Raw genomic sequence first — 17,623 nt, 5'->3', positions numbered from 1 at the left:
TGACCGCATGATGGGCGCGATCGTCCTGCTGCATCGCTGGCTCGGGGTCGCATTCTGCCTGCTGTTCGCGATGTGGTTCGCAACCGGAATCGTGATGCACTTCGTTCCGTTTCCGTCGCTGACGGAAGCGGAGCGGGTTGCCGGCCTGGCGCCGGTGGGGCGCGCGCAGGCGACCATGACGGTTGCCGATGCGGTGATTGCGAGCGGGATCGCCGATGCTACGCGTGTGCGCTTGATCCAAGGGAGCGATGGGCCGGTCTACGTCGTGTCAGGGCCCTCGCGCCTGAGCGCGGTTCGGGCTGCTGATGGGCAGGATGCCTCGGTGCGGTCGCCTGAGGTCGCGCTCGCCATCGCGGGTACGCATGCGCGTCAACGCGGGCTCGATGCCGCGCAGGCGGCGGTCGTTGCGCATGCGGACTACGACCAATGGAGCGTACCGAACGGCTTTGATCGACACCGGCCCTTGTTACGCGTGGCTCTCGGCGATGCGGCCGGCACGGAGGTCTACGTCTCGTCGCGCACCGGCGAGGTCGTGCTGGATACGACGCGAAGCGAGCGTGGCTGGAATCTCGTCGGCAGCGTGCTGCACTGGATCTATCCGACGATCCTGAGAAGCAATTGGAAGCTCTGGGATCGCGTAGTCTGGACGCTGTCGCTGCTGGCCCTGTTCGCAGCCTTGCTGGGTGCGGTGCTCGGGATCGTGCGTGTGAAGATGCGGGGACGCCAGCTCTCGTCGCCGTATCGCGGCTGGCACGCCCTGCATCATGTCATCGGCCTCGCAGCGACCGTCTTCGTGCTGACCTGGATCTTCAGCGGATGGCTCTCCATGGATCACGGCCGGCTGTTCTCGCGCGGGCAGGTGAGCCCGGCCGAGGATGGCGTGATCAATGCTTCGCCGGACTGGACGATGGTCCCGTCACCCGATCGGAATCCCATCTCGTCCTTGACCCGCGAAGTCGAATGGTTCGCTTTCGACGGCAAGCTCTATCGACGCGAGCGGATTGATCTCGACACGCAGGTTGTGGTGCGGCCGGATGGTGCGGAGTCGCCGGTCCTCAGCGCACAGGAGATCGCGACTCTGACGATGCGGCTTGCGACGGGCTGCGACGCGCCCTCCATCCTCGCGGGTAACGACGACTATCCCGCACAGTCCGCCGTCCCCGGGGCGCCCGTCTACCGCTCGCGGTGCGGTGATGTCTGGTTCGACATCGACGGCGCCGATGGCCGCGTGCTGCAAAGGCTGGATGCGTCGCGGCGGGCTTATCGCTGGTTCTATAGCGCGCTGCACACGCTCGATTTTCCGATCCTCATGGCGCATCCGCGCTTGCGCGATGTGCTGATCGTCGGCCTTTGCGCGCTCGGGCTGGTGTTCTCGATCACCGGAATCGTCATCGGCTGGCGGCGGCTGCGTCTGTCTTTCGCCAGCTAGGGGAGCCCGACAAACAAAAAGTGTGAAAACAACCCCATGCACAGTAGCCGGCCATAATGGAATCAACGGCTTACGCAGGCATCGCCGCGATTTGACCCGTCGGGCAAAACAGGGGTATATTGCTATTATTCCGAAATAGCCGCGTGCTCGAAGCTACGCCCGCAGCTGCGCCTCGATCTGCCGCGCCGCGCGCAGCAGCGTGCGGTCCTGACCGCGGCGGGCGATGATCTGGAGGCCGAACGGAAGCCCGTTTGCGTCGGTCCCGCATGGAAGCGAGATCGCCGGCAGGCGGGCATGATTGATGAACGGCGTGAACACCGCATGCGCGCGCGGGCTCGCCGCGCGGCCGCCGATCGTGTCGGGCCCGAGCTGGGTGAACGGCCAGGCGACACAAGGGACGGTCGGCGTGAGCAGCAGGTCGACCTCGGTGAAGAAGGCCGCGAAGGCATTGGCGATCGCCGCGCTCGCGATCAACGCTCCCCCAACGTCTGTGCTCGTCCACGACAGTCCTCGCTCGATTTGCCTTGCGATGTCGGGATCGAAGATAGTCGCATCCTTGAGGAAGGTGTCGCCATAGAGTGCAGCGAGGCCGGCATGCTGGAGCGGCATGATGGCCTCTTCCGTCGCGCCCGCCGGCCAGACGGGATCGCGCTGCATGATGCGCAGGCCGGCGGCGGAGAGACGGGCGATGACGGAAACCAGCCCATTGGCGACGACGTCGTCGACCGCAACGTCGAGCCCGAGGCGCGGCGAGAAGGCGATGCGAAGGCCGGCGATGTCCTCGGCCTCTTGCGTGATGACAGCCGAATCCGGATCGCGTGGATCGGTGCCGGCCATGGCCTCGAAGGCCAGCGCGATGTCGGCGACGTCAGTGGCGATCGGTGCGATCACGGAGAGGCCGAAGAACGGTTCGGCGAAGCCGGGCCCATAGGGGATTGCGCCGTAGGACGGCTTGAAGCCGGCGACGCCGACATGGGCCGGCGGCCTGCGGCTCGAGCCGCCCGCATCGGTGCCGATCGCGAGCGGCACGAGGCCGGCCGCAACCGCAGCGGCCGGGCCGCCCGATGAGCCGCCCGGTGTCAACGCGGGATCGAGCGGATGCCGCGTTGGCCCGAACAGCTGCGAGGTGGTGACGCCCTTGCTGGCGAATTCCGACGTCGCACCGGTGCCGACGATGACAGCACCGGCCTTGCGCAGGCGCTCGACCGCAATGGCATCGCGTGGCGCGATGAAATCGGCAAACAGGCGCGAGCCCTGCGTCACGCGCCAGCCGCCGACCCAGATGTTGTCCTTGACGATAACGGGGACGCCGGCGAGCGGCATCGTCGCGCCGGCACGCAGGCGATCGTCGACCGCCGCCGCGTCGGCCAGTGTGCGTGCGGGATCGGTCGTGACCACCGCGTTCAGCGCCTTGGCTGCTTCGATCCGTGCGAGCGCGGCCTTTGCGGTCTCGACGGCGCTGGTCCGTCCAGCCGCGACATCGGCCGCAATCTCGCGGGCGCTATGTGCTGGCTTTGTCATGGCCTCCCCAGATCAGCGCCACTGTGCCGCAGAGAGCGAGGCAGGCCAAGGCGAAGAACGCCGCGCCAAGGCCGGCCACGCCATCGAAGATCGACACCAGCGCCGGCGCCGCCAGCAGGCCGGCATAGGACGCGGTCAGCACTGCGCCGGTGGTCTCGCCGATCCGGTCCTGTGGTGCCAGGCGGGCGATCTCGGCGATAAAGACGCCGTTCCAGCCCGACGCCGTCAGGCCGAACAGTGCGGCAACGATGAATTGTTCGCTGCGGCCGAGCGATGCGCCATCAAGGCCCAGCAGCGCGGCACAGAAGGCCATGCCGAGGCCGATGACGACGAGCACGGCGCGGGAGGCGTCGAGGCGCATCGCGACATAGCCCCAGCCGAGACGGCCGACCAGGCCGCCGGCTTGCGCGCAGGCGAGCGCCATGCCGGCCTCGATATGGCTGAGGCCGAGCTCGCGTGTGCCGAGCGTGACGAAGACCGTGTTGAGGGACACCTGCATCGCGCTGAACGGCATCGAGGCCAGCGCCAGCATCGCGATCCGCCGGTCCGCGGTCACCAGCGCCAGCCGGGCACGTAGATCGAGCTTTGGCGGCGGGGCGACCTTGCCGGTATAGGCCGGCCGCAACCATTCGAACATCACGATCGCGAGCAGCGCGCAGACGCCCACCAATGCATAGCACCAGGACGGCCCGAGCGAGATCGCGATCGCGGGCAGGGCCAGCGAGCCGCAGACCGCGCCGATCTGGTTGCCGGTCTGGCGCACCGAGAAGACGAAGGCGCGCCGCTCGGCGGTGACGAGCCGTGCCAGCAGCGCTGCGCTTGCGGGCGTCTCGGGTCCCATGGCAAGGCCGAGGCAGAGGCCCGCGGCCAGCAACGCGGCGCTCGATCCGAGCGAGGCCAATGCCATGCCGGCGACGATGGCCGCCGCACAGAGACTTGCGATCCGCAGCGAGCCAAGGCGCGCGATGAAGCCGCCGCCCCAGAACGAGGCGGGGATGCCGACCGCGAACACCGCGCAGGAGAACATCGAGAGCTGCCAGACCTCGATATGGGCGCGGGGCGCGACCACGCCGGGCGCGAACAAGGCGAGCGCGACGAGGGCCTGAAGCGCGGTCATCGCCCCCAGGGCCGGCAGCAACGCGGGTGCTGGCCGAAGGGCCGTGTTTCCGTCTACCATGGCGGCGTGCTCATGGGAGGAACATTGTGGCAGGCGGCATTTCCATTCACGCGGTCGATGTGGCGAGCGGACGGCCCGCGCAGGGACTGCGCGTCGAGATCTGGCGGATCGATCCGGATTCCCAGCGCATCGCCGACGGGCGGCTCGGTGCCAATGGCGTGCTTGATCATTCCGTTGCGCAAGGCGCAGGCGTGACGGCGGGCGAGTATGAGGTGCTGTTTCATCTCGGCGAGTTCTTTGGCGAGCGCGACGGCTTCCTGACCGTGACGCCGTTCCGCTTCCGCATCAAGAACGTTGAGGAGCATTTTCATCTGCCGCTGAAATTCACGCGCTGGGGTTATTCGCTGTTCCGCGGAGCCTAGAAAAACGTGGCGGGAAGCTTGCCTGCGGCCATCCTTCGAAGACGCCCGCCTCCGGCGGGCCCTCAGGATGAGGACGGAGTACGTGGCGGTAGTTCGGCAGGCAAAACTGCCGCCAAGCCTCATCCTGAGGAGACCGCGGAGCGGTCGTCTCGAAGGACGAGGCGCTTGCTCAGGCCTTACTAACTCATATGCGATAATCCTCCCCGGCGAGGCTCAGCCTATCAGCTCTTAGTTCGTCAGTCGCCGCGACAGCCCAGTGACGCGCTCCATCACCGCGACCAGCACGACGGTGGCGATGATCAGCACACTCGACAGCGCGGCGATGGTGACATCCAGCTTGCCTTCGAGATCCTGCCACATCCGGATCGGCAGCATGTCGGTCGCGGCATCGCGCAGGAACAGCGACACCGGCACGTTGTCGAAGGACGACATGAAGGCGATGAAGGCGCCGGCGATGATGCCTGGCCGGATCAGCGGCAGCACGATGCGGCGGAAGGTGTAGAGGCGGCTCGCGCCGAGCACTGCCGAGCTTTCGAGCAGGGTCGGCTCGAGCTGGGCCAGCGCTGCGACCGTGTTGCGCACGACATAGGGCACGCAGACCACGGTGTGGCCGATCACCAGCGTCAGCGGCGACACGGGCAGGCCGACCAGCGAGAACAGCATCAGGGCGGCAAGGCCGAAGGCCAGCGCCGGCAGCACCAGCGGCGACATGAAGAGGGAATCGAGCAGCCGCGCCGACAGCGTCCGCGACCTGGAGATCGCGAGCGCCGCGGCAACGCCGAGGGTGACGGACAGGCCGGTCGCCCACAGCGCCACGATCAGGCTGTTCTTAGCCGCGAAATGCAGCTGCCAGGCATTCCACAGCTCGGCGTACCAGCGCAGCGAATAGCCGGGTGGCGGGAAGCGCAGCGAGAAGCCGCTGGTGAAGGAAACGATCAGAACCACGAGCGACGGCGCGATGATGATGACAAGCGCAATCACCGCGATCACGGTCATGACGAGCTCGAAGCTGATCGCCTCAAGAGTGCGCTTGCGGCCGCTCATCATGCGCCTCCATAGCCGCGCGACATGCGGCCGAGCGTGGTGAAGACCGAGACGACCGCGAGCACGGCGAGCAGGAAGATGATCGAGATCGCGGCCGCAAACGGCCAGTTCTGCAAGGTCGAGGCCTGCTGGTAGAGATACATCGGCATGAACAGCATCTGCCCGCCGCCGACCAGCGACTGGGTGATGAAGGCGGTGATGGCGGCGGCATAGGTCAGCGTGCAGCCGGCAATGACGCCGGGCAGCGACAGCGGCAGCACGATCCGGAAGAAGGTGCGCCAGCTTCCGGCGCCGAGCGAGCAGGAGGCATCGTCGAGATTGGGATCGATGCGGCCGAGCGCGGTGATCAGCGGCAGCGTCATCAAGGGCATCTGCACCTGCGCCAGCGCGATCACCACGCCGAACTGGGTGTAGAGCAGTTTTAAGGGCGTATCGATGATGCCAAGGGATTGCAGCGTCGCGTTGATGATGCCCTGGCGCCCCAGGATGACAATCCAGGCGAAGGTGCGCACCACGACGCTGGTCAGAAGCGGCAGCAGCACGATCAGGATGATGATGGTCTGGAGCTTCGGTCCGACCCGCTGGTAGAGCCAGGCGATGGGAAAGCCGAGCACGAGGCACACCGCCGTCACCTCGGCGCCCAGCAGCAGCGTTGAGCCGAGCACGCCCAGGCTGAAGGGATCGGTGAGGAAGTGCAGGTACTGGCCGAGCCCCCAATGGAGCCCGGCCGTGTCGTTGTGCAGCGAGAGCCAGAGCAGTTGCAGCAGCGGCGCGACGAAGAAGAGCAGGAAGAACAGCGCCAGCGGTGCTGCCAATCCCATTCCGTAGGACGTGACGTCCCGTGATGCCGGTGCTGCGCCCATGATCTAGATCTTGATCTCGCGGTTGAAGCGCTCGATCCAGGCCGAGCGCTGCTCGTTGATCTTCTTCCAGTCCTGGAACACGAACTTCTTCTTCAGCTCGGCCGTGTCCTTGGCCAGCACGCGCGCGATCTCGCCGCCCATCGTCACCTTGGAATTGGTCGGCACGATCAGGTAGGGCGGGTTCATCAGCGTGGTCTGCACCTCCGGCGTCAGCGCCGCCTCGATCAGCTTGAAGGCGAGCTCGCGGTTGGGCGAGTTCTTGACGATGTGGATCGTGGTCTTGAAGGCGATGGCGCCTTCCTTCGGCGCCACGAACTCGACCGGCACGCCGCGGGCTTTGAGGATCTGGATGGCGTTGAAATTGCCGGGCGAGATGTCGATCTGGCCCTGCTGGAACAGGGTCGCGAGCGCGCCGGGATTGGCGGCGACGGCGGCGAGATTGGGCTTGAGCTCCTCCAGCGCCTTGAAGCCTGGATCGACGTTGGCCTCGGAGCCGCCGCGCATCTTGGCGATCTCGACCAGCCAGCCGGTGCCGAGCGTCGAGTTGAGGTTGGTGATGCCGACGCGGCCCTTGAACTCGGGCTTCCAGAGATCGGCCCACGAGGTCGGCGGCGTTTTGACGGCTTCGGGATTGTAGGTGAGGCCGACGACCTGGAAGAACGGGGCGGGGCCCATCGGCTCCTGCGCTTCAGTGATCAGGTCCTTGTAATAGGCGCTCTTCTCGACCGGATAGGGCTCGACCAGGTCCTGGCCGATGGCGACGAGGGCGGGGCCGGGATCGTGCAGCATGACGTCGATTGGCGGATTGGCCTTGGCGGCGTTGACCTTGGCGATCTGGTCGACCGAGAGCATGGGATCGAGCACCATCGCGGCGTCCGCATTGGCTTTGCGGAATGCGGGCACAAGCACGGCCTTGTGCGCTTCCTCCCAGCTTCCGGTGAAGGTCGCAAACACCAGCGGGCGGGCCTGGGCGTAGCTCAGGCCTGGAAACGCCTTCATGGCCCCGAGTGTCAGCGCCGTGGTTAGCAGGCTTCTGCGGTTCATGATCATGTCGAACTCCCCTCTGGACTGGATCTAAAGCGTTGCGGGAAAGGCGTTGGCGAGCGATGGCGCGAGCGGCGCAAGGCGCACGGCGGCGCCATTCTCCAGCGCGCGCGTCTCGCCGATGCGCGCCTGCGAGACCTTGACGCCGGAGCCGTCGGCGGTGGTGACCTCGTGCACGACGGTGGCGCCCAGCGGCAACGACATGCCGACGACGCCGGCAAAGCCGGTCTCGTCGCCGACGAATTGCAGATGCTCGGGGCGGATGCAGACGGTGACGCGGCCGCCTTCGCTGAGCGTACCGCCCGCGGGCCGCGCGATGATCTCCGCGCCGGCATCGAGCCGCACCTTCGCCGCCGTGCGGTCCGCCGAGACCACGACGCCCGGCATGCGGTTGGTGGAGCCGACGAAAGTGTTGACGAACAGCGTCTGCGGGCGGTCGTAGACGTCCGACGGCGAGCCGAACTGCTCGAGCTTGCCGTGGCTCAGCACGGCGACACGATCGGCCATCGACAGTGCTTCTTCCTGGTCGTGCGTCACGATCAGCGTGGTGATGCCGGACACGCGTTGCAGCCGCTTGACCTCGATCTGCATGTCGAGCCGCAGATTCTTGTCGAGCGCGGCGAAGGGCTCGTCGAGCAGCAGGATCGACGGCTTGATCGCGAGCGCGCGGGCGAGCGCAACGCGCTGCTGCTGGCCGCCGGAGAGCTGCCGCGGCAGCCGCTCGGCCATAGAAGGCAGCTGCACCAGCTCCAGCAGGCGCTGCGCCTCGCGCTGGCGCGCGGCCTTGTCGACGCCGCGGGCGGCGAGGCCGTAGGCGACGTTCTCGCTGATGCTGAGATGGGGAAACAGCGCGTAGTTCTGGAACACGATGCCGACCGCGCGCTTGTTCGGCGGCAGCGCATCGACGATGTCGTCGCCGATGATGATCCGCCCTTGCGTCTGCGCGATGAAGCCGGCGATGATGCGCAGGAGCGTGGTCTTGCCGCAGCCGGACGGGCCGAGCAGGGCGATGATCTCGCCGCCCTTGATGTCGAGATTGATGTTCTCGACCGCGAGCGCGCCACTTGGATACCGGTGGGTGACCGCGTCGACGACGAGCGATCGGCCGCCTTGCGTTTCAGCCATGGTATTGCCTCCCGTTGTCCCAGAGGAGAAAGCAAGTCTTGTGCCCGCGCCTGTCGCTTTTCGGCGAGCGTTTTGGCATGGTGACCCGATGAAAGCGGATCGATCGATATGCGACCTCACGGCTATGGGGCTTGCGCGTGCCATTGCGAGGGGCGAAGTGTCGTCTCGCGAGGCGATTGAGGCGCATCTTGCGCGGATTGCGAGCCTCGACACCCGATTGGCGGCATTCGTGACGGTCGATGCGGACGGCGCCCGCCGCGCCGCGCAGATCTGCGATGCGGCACCGGCGCCGATCGGTCCGCTGCATGGCGTGCCCATCGCGATCAAGGACCTCACCGACACTGCGGGACTTGCGACGACTTATGGATCCGTGCTGTTCCGTGATCACGTCCCGGCCGAGGACGATCTCGTCGTGGCGTGGCTGCGGCGCGCCGGCGCGATCATTTTGGGCAAGACCAACACGCCGGAGTTCGGCTTCGGTGCGGTCTGCACCAACAGATTGCGCGGGCCGACGCGCAATCCGTTCGATCCCGCGCTGACCTCCGGGGGATCGTCCGGCGGCTCCGCCGTCGCGGTCGCGGCCGGCATGGTGCCGCTGGCGCACGGCACCGATTTCGGCGGCTCGGTACGCACGCCCGCCAGCTTCTGCGACGTCGCCTCGATCCGGCCGACGCCCGGCCGCATCCCGTCGCCGCGCCGGCCGCTCGGCTGGGACATGCTCGCGACCCACGGTTTCCTCGCGCGCAGTGTCGACGATCTCGAATTCGCGCTGTCGGTTTGCGCCGGCAGCGATGCGGATGATCCACTCTCGCTCGGCGGCGCCGGTGATGATCGACCCATCGCCGATCGTCCCCGGATTGCTGTCACGCCCGATTTCGGCGTCGCGCCCGTTTCTCGCGAGGTGCGTGCGCGCTTCGCTGCAGCTTGCGAGGCTTTGAGCGGCGTTGTCGATCTGGTGCCGTCCTCGCCCGATTGCGGCGGCGCGATTGAGACATTCCGCATGCTGCGCGCCGCGCACATCGCGAGCAGCTATGGCGAGTTGCTGAGGACCCGGCGGGCGGAGCTCACGCCGACGGTGATCTGGAATATCGAGGCCGGCGCAAACCTGTCCGCGGAGGACTATTTGAACGCCGAACGGCGCCGCACCGCGATCTACCGCAGCTTTCGCGAGCTGTTCAGCCGCACCGATTTCCTGGTCGCACCGGCCGCGTCCGTCTTTCCCTGGCCGAATGAGATCAGTGACGTCACCGCCATCGATGGGACGGCGATGGAAACGCCGATCGATTATCTCGCCGTCACCTTCATCGTGTCGCTGGTTGGTTTCCCGGTGCTGACCCTGCCGGTGCGGCGAGGGGAGCATGAGCTGCCCTTTGGCATCCAGATCATCGCACCGCCGGGACGCGAATCCCGCTTGTTTGCCTTCGGCCGTATCCTCGAGAACGAACTGGGTTTTTCGCATCGCCGGCCGCCGCTCTGATCAGCTGTCGCGATGCTCGAGCCGGGCGGCAAGCGCGTCGGCAAGACCGATGGTCGGTTTCGCAGCGGGCCGGCGATACGTTCCCGCCGTTGCCTTGCGCAGGCGCAGCGCATGCAGCGCTTCGGCTTGCTTCACTGAGGCGATGACCTGATCGACCACGGGGACGGGGATGCGGTCGGCGACGCGCTCGGCAAGGCCGGAGAGCGGGGCGCCCGAAAAGATCAGCACATCGGCCTCGTCCTCGACGATGGCGCGCTGGGCGAGCTCGACGAGCACATCCTCCTTCTCGGTGCCGACCTCGGAGATCGCCTGAAACGGCGTATCGAGCATGCGGATGCCGGCGCAGCGCTCCCACAGCCCGTGGGCGCGGACGCATTCCTCGTACCAGGGACCCAGCGCCTGGGCGAAGGTGACGATGGCAAAGCGGCGCCCGACCATGCACGCCGTCAGCATCGCCGCTTCCGCCATGCCGACCACGGGAATGTCGAAAGTTTCGCGCGCGGCGAACAGGCCGGGATCACCGAACGCCGCGATGATCGCGGCGTCGACCTTTTTGTGCTGCTCGGCCAGCATCTCCAGCGCGATGGCGCCGCCGATCTGCGCCTCCGTGCGCGTCGCGATATAGGGCACGCCGCGGGTCGCGGTGCAGGGGATCAGCTCGGTGCCTGGTGAGGCCGCGCGCTGCCCGACACCCAGCATCAGCTGCGTGACCTCGGTGCTGGTGTTGGGGTTGAGCAGCAGCAGCTTCATGGTCATGCCGCCGTCCGCTTGGCTTGAGAGGCGGCGAGCACTTCGAGCAGCGCCGTGCCGGTCCGCGCGACATGGGCGCCGAGCAGGCGGCCGGCCGCTTCGCCGTCGCGCGCTTCGAGAGCGGCCAGGATATCGGCGTGCTCGTCGACCGAATTGCTCCAGCGCCTGTCGGCCCCGAGCGCGAGATAACGCGCGCGTTCGGCGCGGGAGATCAGTGTCTCGTGCGCCTCGCGCAGCGGCGTGTTGCGCGCCATGCGGACGATGGTGTTGTGGATCTCGCCGTTGATGGCGAAATAGTCGTCGAGCTTGCCGTTGCGGTGATGCCCTTCCATCCGGGTCTGCAGCGTGCGCAGGCGGGTGAGATCGCGCTCGGTGGCGCGCACTGCGGCAAGCTCAGCGGCGAGCCGCTCGATGCCGGCGAGGGCCTCGAACAATTCCGAGATGCCGTCGACCGCGATATCGGCAATGCGCGGGCTGCGGTTGGGGCGAAGCTCGATCAAGCCTTCGGCGGCGAGCACCTTCATCGCTTCGCGCAAGGGCGTGCGCGACACGCCGAGCTCCTTCGACAGCCTGGTCTCCTGGGTCTGCGATCCCGGCGGCAGCTCGCCGCGGATGATCATCGTCCGCATCCGCGCGGCGGCGCGCTCATGCAGGCCCATCCGCTTGAGTTTGGGCGATTTTCGTCCCTTCGGCGCTTCCGGTTTTGGCTGCACGCGTGCCTCGCTTCTCAGGTTGATCTTAGCCGTTTCCGGCCCCTTGGCTTGCCCAAAATATCGACGTATCTCGCTGAAAACAATGGCATAGAGCGCAAATTGTATGCAGCATGCAAAAATCGGATTGCGCCGCGGCGAAGGGCGGCGGATGATCGTTTCCGACGCGCGAGATCCCGCGCCTTCGAAACGGAGTAAGCGATGCGGACGAGTTTGCGACTGGGCCTCGTGGTGATGGCGGCAGTGCTTGGCGGCAGCAATCTCGCCTCGGCGCAAGTCGCGAAGATCAAGCTCGGCTACGCCAAATGCGCGCACTGCCTGCCGATGTCGCTGATCCCGGGCATGGCGAAGAGTGTCGAGGTCGAGGCCACCGGCTTCAACTCGGGCAATGACGTGCTCACCGCGCTGGTGTCGAAGAGCATCGACATCGCGCAGGTGACCTATCTCCACTACATCACCGCGCTCGACAAAGGTTTTGACGTCGTCGCCGTCTCGGGCCAGATCAACGGCGGCTCGGAATGTCTGTCGTCCGCGAAGCTGAGCCTGCCCCCTGAGGACTGGGCCACCTTCAAGACGACCGTTGCGAAGGCGAAGAGCGACGGCCAGCCGCTGAAGGTCGCGGCGTCCCGCGGCAATGCGCAGGACATCCACATGCGCGGCGCGTTCCTCAAGCAGGGCGTCGATCCCAACAAGGACATCCAGTTCATCAACATTCCCAATCCGTCCGACCATCTCGCAGCGCTCCAGCGCGGCGAGGTCGACATGATCTGCTCGGTCGAGCCGTTCGCCTCGCAGATTCGCCTCGCCGGCGCCGGCAAGCATTTCGTGCTGCCGTATGAGCAGGCTGCGGGCAATCTGACCAATCTGATCGTCACCCGTTCCGACGTGATCGCGAGCCAGCGCGCCGGCGTGCAGGGCGTCGTCAGCGCCGTGGTCGAGCTCGACAACAAGTTGATCGCCGACAAGGCGCCGTGGATCGAGGTCATCAACAAGCTCACCGGCCTCGACAAGAATGTGGCGACCGAGGCGCTGAAGAATGCCTCGCCCGATCCCGCGATCCATCGCTCGCAAACGCTGGCGATCGCCGCGATGATGCGCGACCTCAAATACATCTCGAAGGACGTCTCCGCGGAAGCGGAGAAGAACATGGACTATTCGTTCCTGGAGCAGGCCACGGGAAAGGCTAGGAATGACCTCGGTTACTGACGTCTCGGCCGCCAGGCCGGCGTTCCGGCTGACGCGGGCATTCCAGGGGCTCGAACGCCTCGTCGTGCCCGCGCTGCTGATCGCGGGCTGGGAAGCGTTTGCCCGCAGCGGCATGCTGCCGCCCGCGCTGCTGCCGGCACCGAGCGCGGTGCTGCATGCGCTCGGCGACTGGGTGTTCGGCTTCGACGAGACCACGCAGACCTATTCCGGGCACTGGCTGCGCGACGCGCTCGCCAGCGCGCTTCGCGTGTTCGGCGGCTTTGCGCTGGCGAGCCTCCTCGGCATCCTCGCAGGCGTTGCGATCGGCTGGTCGCGCCTGTTCGAGAAGACGCTGGAGCCGACGCTGCAGATGCTGCGCCCGATTCCGCCGGTGTCCTGGATTCCGCTCGCGATCATCTGGTTCGGCATCGCCGACAAGCCGGCGATCTTCCTCGTCTTCCTCGGCGCCTTTTTTCCCGTGCTGATGAACAGCATCCATGGCGTCAAGACGGTGGACCACAATCTCGTGCGCGCCGGCGCGATGATGGGCGCCAATGGCCGGCAGATGCTGACCGACATCGTGCTGCCGGCGGCGCTGCCTTCGATCTTCGCCGGCCTGCGCATCGCGGTCGGCTCGGCCTGGATGCTGACTGTTACGGCCGAGATGGTCGCGGTGAAGAGCGGCCTCGGCTACGTCTTGTGGGATTCTTACTACTTCCTGCGCTACGACATCGTGCTCGCCGCGATGATCTCGATCGGGCTGCTCGGCTATCTCTCCGACCTCGGCCTCAAGGCGATCATGGCGCGCACGCTGCGCTGGCAGCAGACGACCACCGTGCAGGGCAGGGCGGGCTGATGGCGGCAATCGAGCTTCGCAACATCGTCAAGGTGTTCTCCGACAAGCGGCGCGGCCGTGACCTCTTGACGCTGGACAACATCAATCTCGACATCGAGGCCAATGATTTCGTCTGCCTGCTCGGCCCCTCCGGCTGCGGCAAGTCGACACTCCTGAACATCATCGCCGGGTTCGAGCAGGCGACCTCCGGCCGTACGCTGGTGGACGGCAAGCAGGTGGAGCGGCCGGGCTCGGACCGCGGCGTGGTGTTTCAGCAGCCGACCCTGATGCCGTGGCTGACGGCGATCGACAACATCGCCTTCCACCTCAAGCTCAAGGGCGTCGCCAAGGCCGAGCGCTACGATCGCGCCATGGAGTTCATCGATCTCGTCGGCCTGCGCGGCTTCGAGCATCACCACCCTTCAGAGATGTCCGGCGGCATGAACCAGCGCGTCGGCATCGCCCGCGCCCTGCTAATGAACCCGAGCGTGATCCTGATGGACGAGCCGTTCGCGGCGCTGGACGCCCAGACCAAGCTCGAAATGCAGGAGGAGCTGGTCGCGATCTGGCAAAAGCGCCGCTGCACCATCGTGTTCGTCACCCACAGCGTCGACGAGGCGCTGGTGCTCGGCAACAAGATCGTGGTGATGACCAGGCGGCCGGGCCGGATCCGCGAGGCCGTCAATTTCGACCTGCCGCGCCCGCGCGACATCACCAGCCCCGAATTCAACGACGCCAAGCGCCACATCCTGGCTTTGATCCGGGAGGAGTCGACGCGCCTTGCGCAGGCGTCGTAAGGTATCGCCATGCGCAAACGCCTCGGCATGATCACGCCGTCCTCCAATTCGGTGCTCGAGCCCGTCACCAGCACGATGCTGCACGACGTTTCTGGCGTCACCGCGCATTTCTCGCGCTTCCGCGTCACCGAGATCGCGCTCGACGCCGCCGCGTTGAGCCAGTTCGATGCCTCCGCGATGCTGCCCGCGGCGGATCTGCTGGCCGATGCCAAGGTCGATGCGATCGCCTGGAATGGCACCTCCGCAAGCTGGCTCGGCATCGGCCGCGACCGCAGCTTGTGCGAGGCGATCACGGCACGCACCGGTGTGCCCGCGACGACGTCGACGCTCGCCTCTATCGACGCAGCCCGCGCGCTCGGCGCCAAGCGCGTCGGCCTGGTCTCGCCTTATACGGACGACGTGCAGCGGCGCATCGGCAATGTCTGGGCCGAGGAGGGGATCGCCCCGCACGCAGAGCGGCATCTCGGCTTGCGCGACAACTTTTCCTTTGGCGAGGTCGCGCCGGCGACGATCGCGGACATGATCCGCGCCGTGGCGGCGGAGGGCGCCGACGCCATCGTCATCCTCTGCACCAATCTCGACGGCGCGGCGCTTGCGGCCACGCTGGAGCGGGAGCTGGACATTGCCGTGCTCGACTCGGTCGCGGTGACGCTGTGGCGGACCCTCGGCCTCGCCGGCGGCGACGTTACGGCCCTTGCGGACTGGGGCCGAATATTCCAGACATCAGCGGTCATCAAGTGACGGAGACGCAAGTGACCCAGCTCGATCTCGCCATTCGCGGCGGCACCATCGTGACGGCCAGCGACGAGTTTCGCGCCGATATCGGCATTCGCGACGGCCGCATCGTCAGCATTGCCGAGCGCATCGAAGGCGCGGCGCGCGAGATCGACGCGACGGGGCTGCTGGCGCTGCCGGGCGGCATCGACAGCCACGTTCACATCTCGCAAGCCTCGGGCCCCGACGTGGTCATGGCCGACGACTTTGCCTCGGCGACGCGCTCGGCGGCGGCCGGCGGCAACACCATGGTGCTGCCCTTTGCGCTGCAGGAAAAGGGCACGTCGCTGCGGACCTGCGTCGAGAACTATCGCAAGCTCGCCGAGGGCGAATGCTATATCGACACCGCGTTCCACCTCATCATCTCCGACCCGACCGCGGTCGTGCTCGGGCAGGAGCTGCCGGCGCTGGTCAAGGACGGCTACACCTCGTTCAAGGTGTTCATGACCTATGACGACCTCGTGCTCAGCGACAAGCAGCTGCTCGAAGTGTTCGAGGTCGCGCGCCGCGAGGAGGCGCTGGTGATGGTCCATTGCGAGGGCTACGACGCCATCCGCTTCCTCACCAGCAAGCTCGAGCGCGAGGGCCACATCGCGCCCTATTATCACGGCACCTCGCGGCCACAGGCGGTCGAGCGCGAGGCGACGCACCGTGCCATCAGCCATGCCGAGGTGATCGGCGTTCCCATCATGATCGTGCACGTCTCCGGACGCGAGGCGATGGAGCAGGTGCGCTGGGCCCAGCAGCGTGGCCTGCCTGTTCATGCGGAGACCTGTCCGCAATACATCACGCTGACGGCCGACGACATGAAGGGCCTCAACATGGACATCACGGGCGCGAAATATGTCTGCTCGCCGCCGCCGCGCGATGTCGAAAGCCAGCAGGCGATCTGGGAAGGCATCACGACAGGCGTGTTCCAGACCTTCTCGTCCGATCACTGCCCGTTCCGCTATGACGATCCCAAGGGCAAGTTGACGCCGAACGCCCGCACCTCGTTCCGCTGGGTGCCGAACGGCATTCCCGGTGTCGAAACGCGGCTGCCGATCCTGTTCTCGGAAGGTGTTTCGAAGGGCCGCATTACTTTGCAGAAATTCGTCGAGCTGACCGCGACCAACCACGCCCGCATCTACGGCCTCTATCCGCGCAAGGGCTCGATCGGCGTCGGCTTCGATGCCGATGTCGTGCTGTGGGACCCCAAGCTGAAGAAGAAAATCCAGCAGGCCGACCTGCACCACGGTGCGGACTACACGCCGTGGGAAGGTTTTGATGTCACCGGATGGCCCGTCACGACCATTGCCCGCGGCCGCGTCGTCTACGAACAGGGCAAGATCGTCGGCGACAAGGGCGCGGGCGAGGTGCTGAGCCGCGGCAAGTCGAGCCTGGTGTGATCGGTCACATCGGCTCGATGTGACCGATCACATCGGCTCGATGCCGATCTTCTTGATGATCCCGGCCCATTTGGTGGTCTCGGCGGTCATGTAATTCGTCAGGCCTTTGGGGTCCATCACCAGTGGCTCGGCGCCCTGCTCGACGAAGAGGGCGCGCACCTTCGGATCGCTCACGGCTTCGATCATCGCCTTGTAGAGCTTGTCGATCACGGCCTTGTCGGTATTGGCCGGCGCCAGCATCGCAAGCCAGGCGGCGCTCTCGTAATTTTTCAGGCCGGCCTCGGCCGCGGTCGGCACATCAGGCAGCGCCGTCATGCGCTTGTCGCTGGCCACCGCGAGCGGGCGCGCATCGCCGCTCTTGATCAGGCCGAGGACGTTCGGCAGCAGCTGGAAGCCGAGCGGCACTTGCCCTGCGATGAAGTCCGGCGTGTAGGCGGCGATGTTGCGGTAGGGAACGTGCGTGAGCTCGGTGCCCGTGAGCTGCTCGAAATAGGCGGCCGACAAATGCTGCGACGAGCCGACCCCGACCGTGCCGTAGTTCAGCTCGCGGGGATGTCCTTTCGCGTAGTCGATCAGCTCGGCCAGCGATTTCGGCGGCAGCTTCGAATTGATCACGATGACATTCGGCATCGTGGCGAACAGGCCGATCGGGGCGAGATCCCTGAGCGGATCGTAAGGAAGCTCTTTGTAGAGCGACTTGTTTGCGGCCAGCGGGCCGGAGGTGCTCATCAGCAAGGTGTAACCGTCAGGGGCCGCATGCGCCGCGGCCGCGGTGCCGATATTGCCGCCGGCGCCGGGGCGATTGTCGACCACGAAGGCCTGTCCCAGTGACGTGGACATGCGGTTGAGCAGGATGCGCGTGATGACGTCGCTGGCACTGCCGCCGGCAAAGGGCACGAGTACCTGGACCGGGCGGGCGGGATAGTCCTGTGCGTTCGCGGTCCGCATTCCGGCGGCTGCGAGCAGGGCGCCGCCTCCGAGCGCGAGCAGCGATCTGCGATCGGGACGAAAGCCCTCGTTCTGCTGCTGAACGCTGTCCGTGATGTTGCTGCGATCGAACCGTGTCATCTCGGACTGAATCTCCCGATTGTCTCTTGTTCTGCGAGCCGTGGGATCGTCCGGGACGAGAATCGGGATGAAGC

General features: G+C 66.4%; 17 protein-coding genes. 8 read left to right on the top strand and 9 right to left on the bottom strand.

The genetic code is table 11. The features are described from left to right. Nucleotides 1-7: 7 nt before the first annotated feature. Complete coding sequence (locus XH79_RS03355; protein ID WP_271580651.1) at nt 8-1,429, top strand: PepSY domain-containing protein; 1,422 nt, start codon at nt 8-10, stop codon at nt 1,427-1,429. Nucleotides 1,430-1,582: 153 nt separating this feature from the next. Here the strand turns inward: XH79_RS03355 and XH79_RS03350 are convergent, their stop codons facing one another. Beyond that, nucleotides 1,583-2,950: an amidase gene (locus tag XH79_RS03350; protein ID WP_271580650.1), complete on the bottom strand. Its 1,368-nt coding sequence runs from the start codon at nt 2,948-2,950 to the stop codon at nt 1,583-1,585. Next, nucleotides 2,931-4,127 (bottom strand): MFS transporter, encoded by a 1,197-nt coding sequence (locus tag XH79_RS03345; protein WP_271580649.1) that lies wholly within the window; start codon nt 4,125-4,127, stop codon nt 2,931-2,933. The genes XH79_RS03350 and XH79_RS03345 overlap by 20 nt, the downstream gene beginning before the upstream one ends. Nucleotides 4,128-4,153: 26 nt before the next feature. On the opposite strand from XH79_RS03345, the gene XH79_RS03340 reads away from it, so the two are divergent. Then, complete coding sequence (locus XH79_RS03340) at nt 4,154-4,489, top strand: hydroxyisourate hydrolase (RefSeq protein WP_271580648.1); 336 nt, start codon at nt 4,154-4,156, stop codon at nt 4,487-4,489. Nucleotides 4,490-4,717: 228 nt separating this feature from the next. On the opposite strand, the gene XH79_RS03335 is transcribed toward XH79_RS03340, so the two are convergent. From XH79_RS03335 to XH79_RS03320, 4 genes are read right to left on the bottom strand one after another with little or no spacing between them, the layout of a single operon-like run. Continuing rightward, on the bottom strand, nt 4,718-5,533 hold the full coding sequence (locus tag XH79_RS03335; protein ID WP_271580647.1) for an ABC transporter permease: 816 nt from the start codon (nt 5,531-5,533) through the stop codon (nt 4,718-4,720). Then, nucleotides 5,533-6,396, bottom strand: coding sequence for an ABC transporter permease (locus tag XH79_RS03330; protein ID WP_212344292.1), 864 nt, complete (start codon nt 6,394-6,396; stop codon nt 5,533-5,535). Before XH79_RS03330 ends, XH79_RS03335 begins: the two co-directional genes overlap by 1 nt. Nucleotides 6,397-6,399: 3 nt before the next feature. After that, nucleotides 6,400-7,446: an ABC transporter substrate-binding protein gene (locus XH79_RS03325; RefSeq protein ID WP_271580646.1), complete on the bottom strand. Its 1,047-nt coding sequence runs from the start codon at nt 7,444-7,446 to the stop codon at nt 6,400-6,402. Nucleotides 7,447-7,470: 24 nt separating this feature from the next. Continuing rightward, complete coding sequence (locus tag XH79_RS03320; RefSeq protein ID WP_271580645.1) at nt 7,471-8,565, bottom strand: ABC transporter ATP-binding protein; 1,095 nt, start codon at nt 8,563-8,565, stop codon at nt 7,471-7,473. A gap of 157 nt (nt 8,566-8,722) precedes the next feature. Between XH79_RS03320 and XH79_RS03315 the strand changes: the two genes are divergently transcribed. After that, nucleotides 8,723-10,042: an amidase gene (locus tag XH79_RS03315; RefSeq protein ID WP_271580644.1), complete on the top strand. Its 1,320-nt coding sequence runs from the start codon at nt 8,723-8,725 to the stop codon at nt 10,040-10,042. Here XH79_RS03315 and XH79_RS03310 read toward each other — a convergent pair whose 3' ends face one another. After that, on the bottom strand, nt 10,043-10,792 hold the full coding sequence (locus XH79_RS03310; protein WP_271580732.1) for an aspartate/glutamate racemase family protein: 750 nt from the start codon (nt 10,790-10,792) through the stop codon (nt 10,043-10,045). It lies immediately after the preceding gene. 2 nt (nt 10,793-10,794) lie between these two features. After that, entirely contained in the window at nt 10,795-11,574 is a 780-nt protein-coding gene (locus tag XH79_RS03305; RefSeq protein WP_271580731.1) for a GntR family transcriptional regulator, read from the bottom strand. A gap of 129 nt (nt 11,575-11,703) precedes the next feature. Between XH79_RS03305 and XH79_RS03300 the strand changes: the two genes are divergently transcribed. From XH79_RS03300 to hydA, 5 genes are read left to right on the top strand one after another with little or no spacing between them, the layout of a single operon-like run. Next, a complete protein-coding gene (locus XH79_RS03300; RefSeq protein WP_271580643.1) occupies nt 11,704-12,708 on the top strand; it encodes an ABC transporter substrate-binding protein in 1,005 nt (334 codons plus the stop codon). Further along, the gene (locus tag XH79_RS03295; RefSeq protein ID WP_271580642.1) at nt 12,692-13,543 is read left to right on the top strand and encodes an ABC transporter permease; all 852 of its coding nucleotides are present in this window, start codon (nt 12,692-12,694) and stop codon (nt 13,541-13,543) included. The genes XH79_RS03300 and XH79_RS03295 overlap by 17 nt, the downstream gene beginning before the upstream one ends. Then, nucleotides 13,543-14,319, top strand: coding sequence for an ABC transporter ATP-binding protein (locus tag XH79_RS03290; RefSeq protein WP_100231001.1), 777 nt, complete (start codon nt 13,543-13,545; stop codon nt 14,317-14,319). Before XH79_RS03295 ends, XH79_RS03290 begins: the two co-directional genes overlap by 1 nt. Before the next feature lie 9 nt (nt 14,320-14,328). After that, nucleotides 14,329-15,060, top strand: a complete 732-nt coding sequence (locus tag XH79_RS03285; RefSeq protein WP_212344319.1) for a maleate cis-trans isomerase family protein — start codon at nt 14,329-14,331, stop codon at nt 15,058-15,060. Nucleotides 15,061-15,071: 11 nt separating this feature from the next. Continuing rightward, nucleotides 15,072-16,481, top strand: coding sequence for a dihydropyrimidinase (hydA, locus tag XH79_RS03280; protein ID WP_271580641.1), 1,410 nt, complete (start codon nt 15,072-15,074; stop codon nt 16,479-16,481). Between the two features lie 27 nt (nt 16,482-16,508). On the opposite strand, the gene XH79_RS03275 is transcribed toward hydA, so the two are convergent. Continuing rightward, nucleotides 16,509-17,549, bottom strand: a complete 1,041-nt coding sequence (locus XH79_RS03275) for a Bug family tripartite tricarboxylate transporter substrate binding protein (protein WP_271580640.1) — start codon at nt 17,547-17,549, stop codon at nt 16,509-16,511. Between the last annotated feature and the right edge of the window lie 74 nt (nt 17,550-17,623).

The sequence above is a fragment of the Bradyrhizobium sp. CCBAU 45389 genome (assembly GCF_028128625.1).
Lineage (GTDB): Bacteria > Pseudomonadota > Alphaproteobacteria > Rhizobiales > Xanthobacteraceae > Bradyrhizobium > Bradyrhizobium liaoningense_B.
Note: the sequence above shows the minus strand (reverse complement) of the source record. Positions and strands in the feature narration are given on the sequence as shown.

Excerpts from the sequence above, each read along its gene's own strand:
- XH79_RS03335 (WP_271580647.1), bottom strand. The coding sequence starts at position 5,533 with ATGAGCGGCCGCAAGCGCACTCTTGAGGCGATCAGCTTCGAGCTCGTC.
- XH79_RS03310 (WP_271580732.1), bottom strand. The coding sequence starts at position 10,792 with ATGAAGCTGCTGCTGCTCAACCCCAACACCAGCACCGAGGTCACGCAG.
- XH79_RS03350 (WP_271580650.1), bottom strand. The coding sequence starts at position 2,950 with ATGACAAAGCCAGCACATAGCGCCCGCGAGATTGCGGCCGATGTCGCG.
- XH79_RS03355 (WP_271580651.1), top strand. The coding sequence starts at position 8 with ATGATGGGCGCGATCGTCCTGCTGCATCGCTGGCTCGGGGTCGCATTC.
- XH79_RS03320 (WP_271580645.1), bottom strand. The coding sequence starts at position 8,565 with ATGGCTGAAACGCAAGGCGGCCGATCGCTCGTCGTCGACGCGGTCACC.
- XH79_RS03330 (WP_212344292.1), bottom strand. The coding sequence starts at position 6,396 with ATGGGCGCAGCACCGGCATCACGGGACGTCACGTCCTACGGAATGGGA.
- XH79_RS03325 (WP_271580646.1), bottom strand. The coding sequence starts at position 7,446 with ATGATCATGAACCGCAGAAGCCTGCTAACCACGGCGCTGACACTCGGG.
- XH79_RS03285 (WP_212344319.1), top strand. The coding sequence starts at position 14,329 with ATGCGCAAACGCCTCGGCATGATCACGCCGTCCTCCAATTCGGTGCTC.
- XH79_RS03345 (WP_271580649.1), bottom strand. The coding sequence starts at position 4,127 with ATGGTAGACGGAAACACGGCCCTTCGGCCAGCACCCGCGTTGCTGCCG.
- XH79_RS03295 (WP_271580642.1), top strand. The coding sequence starts at position 12,692 with ATGACCTCGGTTACTGACGTCTCGGCCGCCAGGCCGGCGTTCCGGCTG.
- XH79_RS03290 (WP_100231001.1), top strand. The coding sequence starts at position 13,543 with ATGGCGGCAATCGAGCTTCGCAACATCGTCAAGGTGTTCTCCGACAAG.
- XH79_RS03300 (WP_271580643.1), top strand. The coding sequence starts at position 11,704 with ATGCGGACGAGTTTGCGACTGGGCCTCGTGGTGATGGCGGCAGTGCTT.
- XH79_RS03275 (WP_271580640.1), bottom strand. The coding sequence starts at position 17,549 with ATGACACGGTTCGATCGCAGCAACATCACGGACAGCGTTCAGCAGCAG.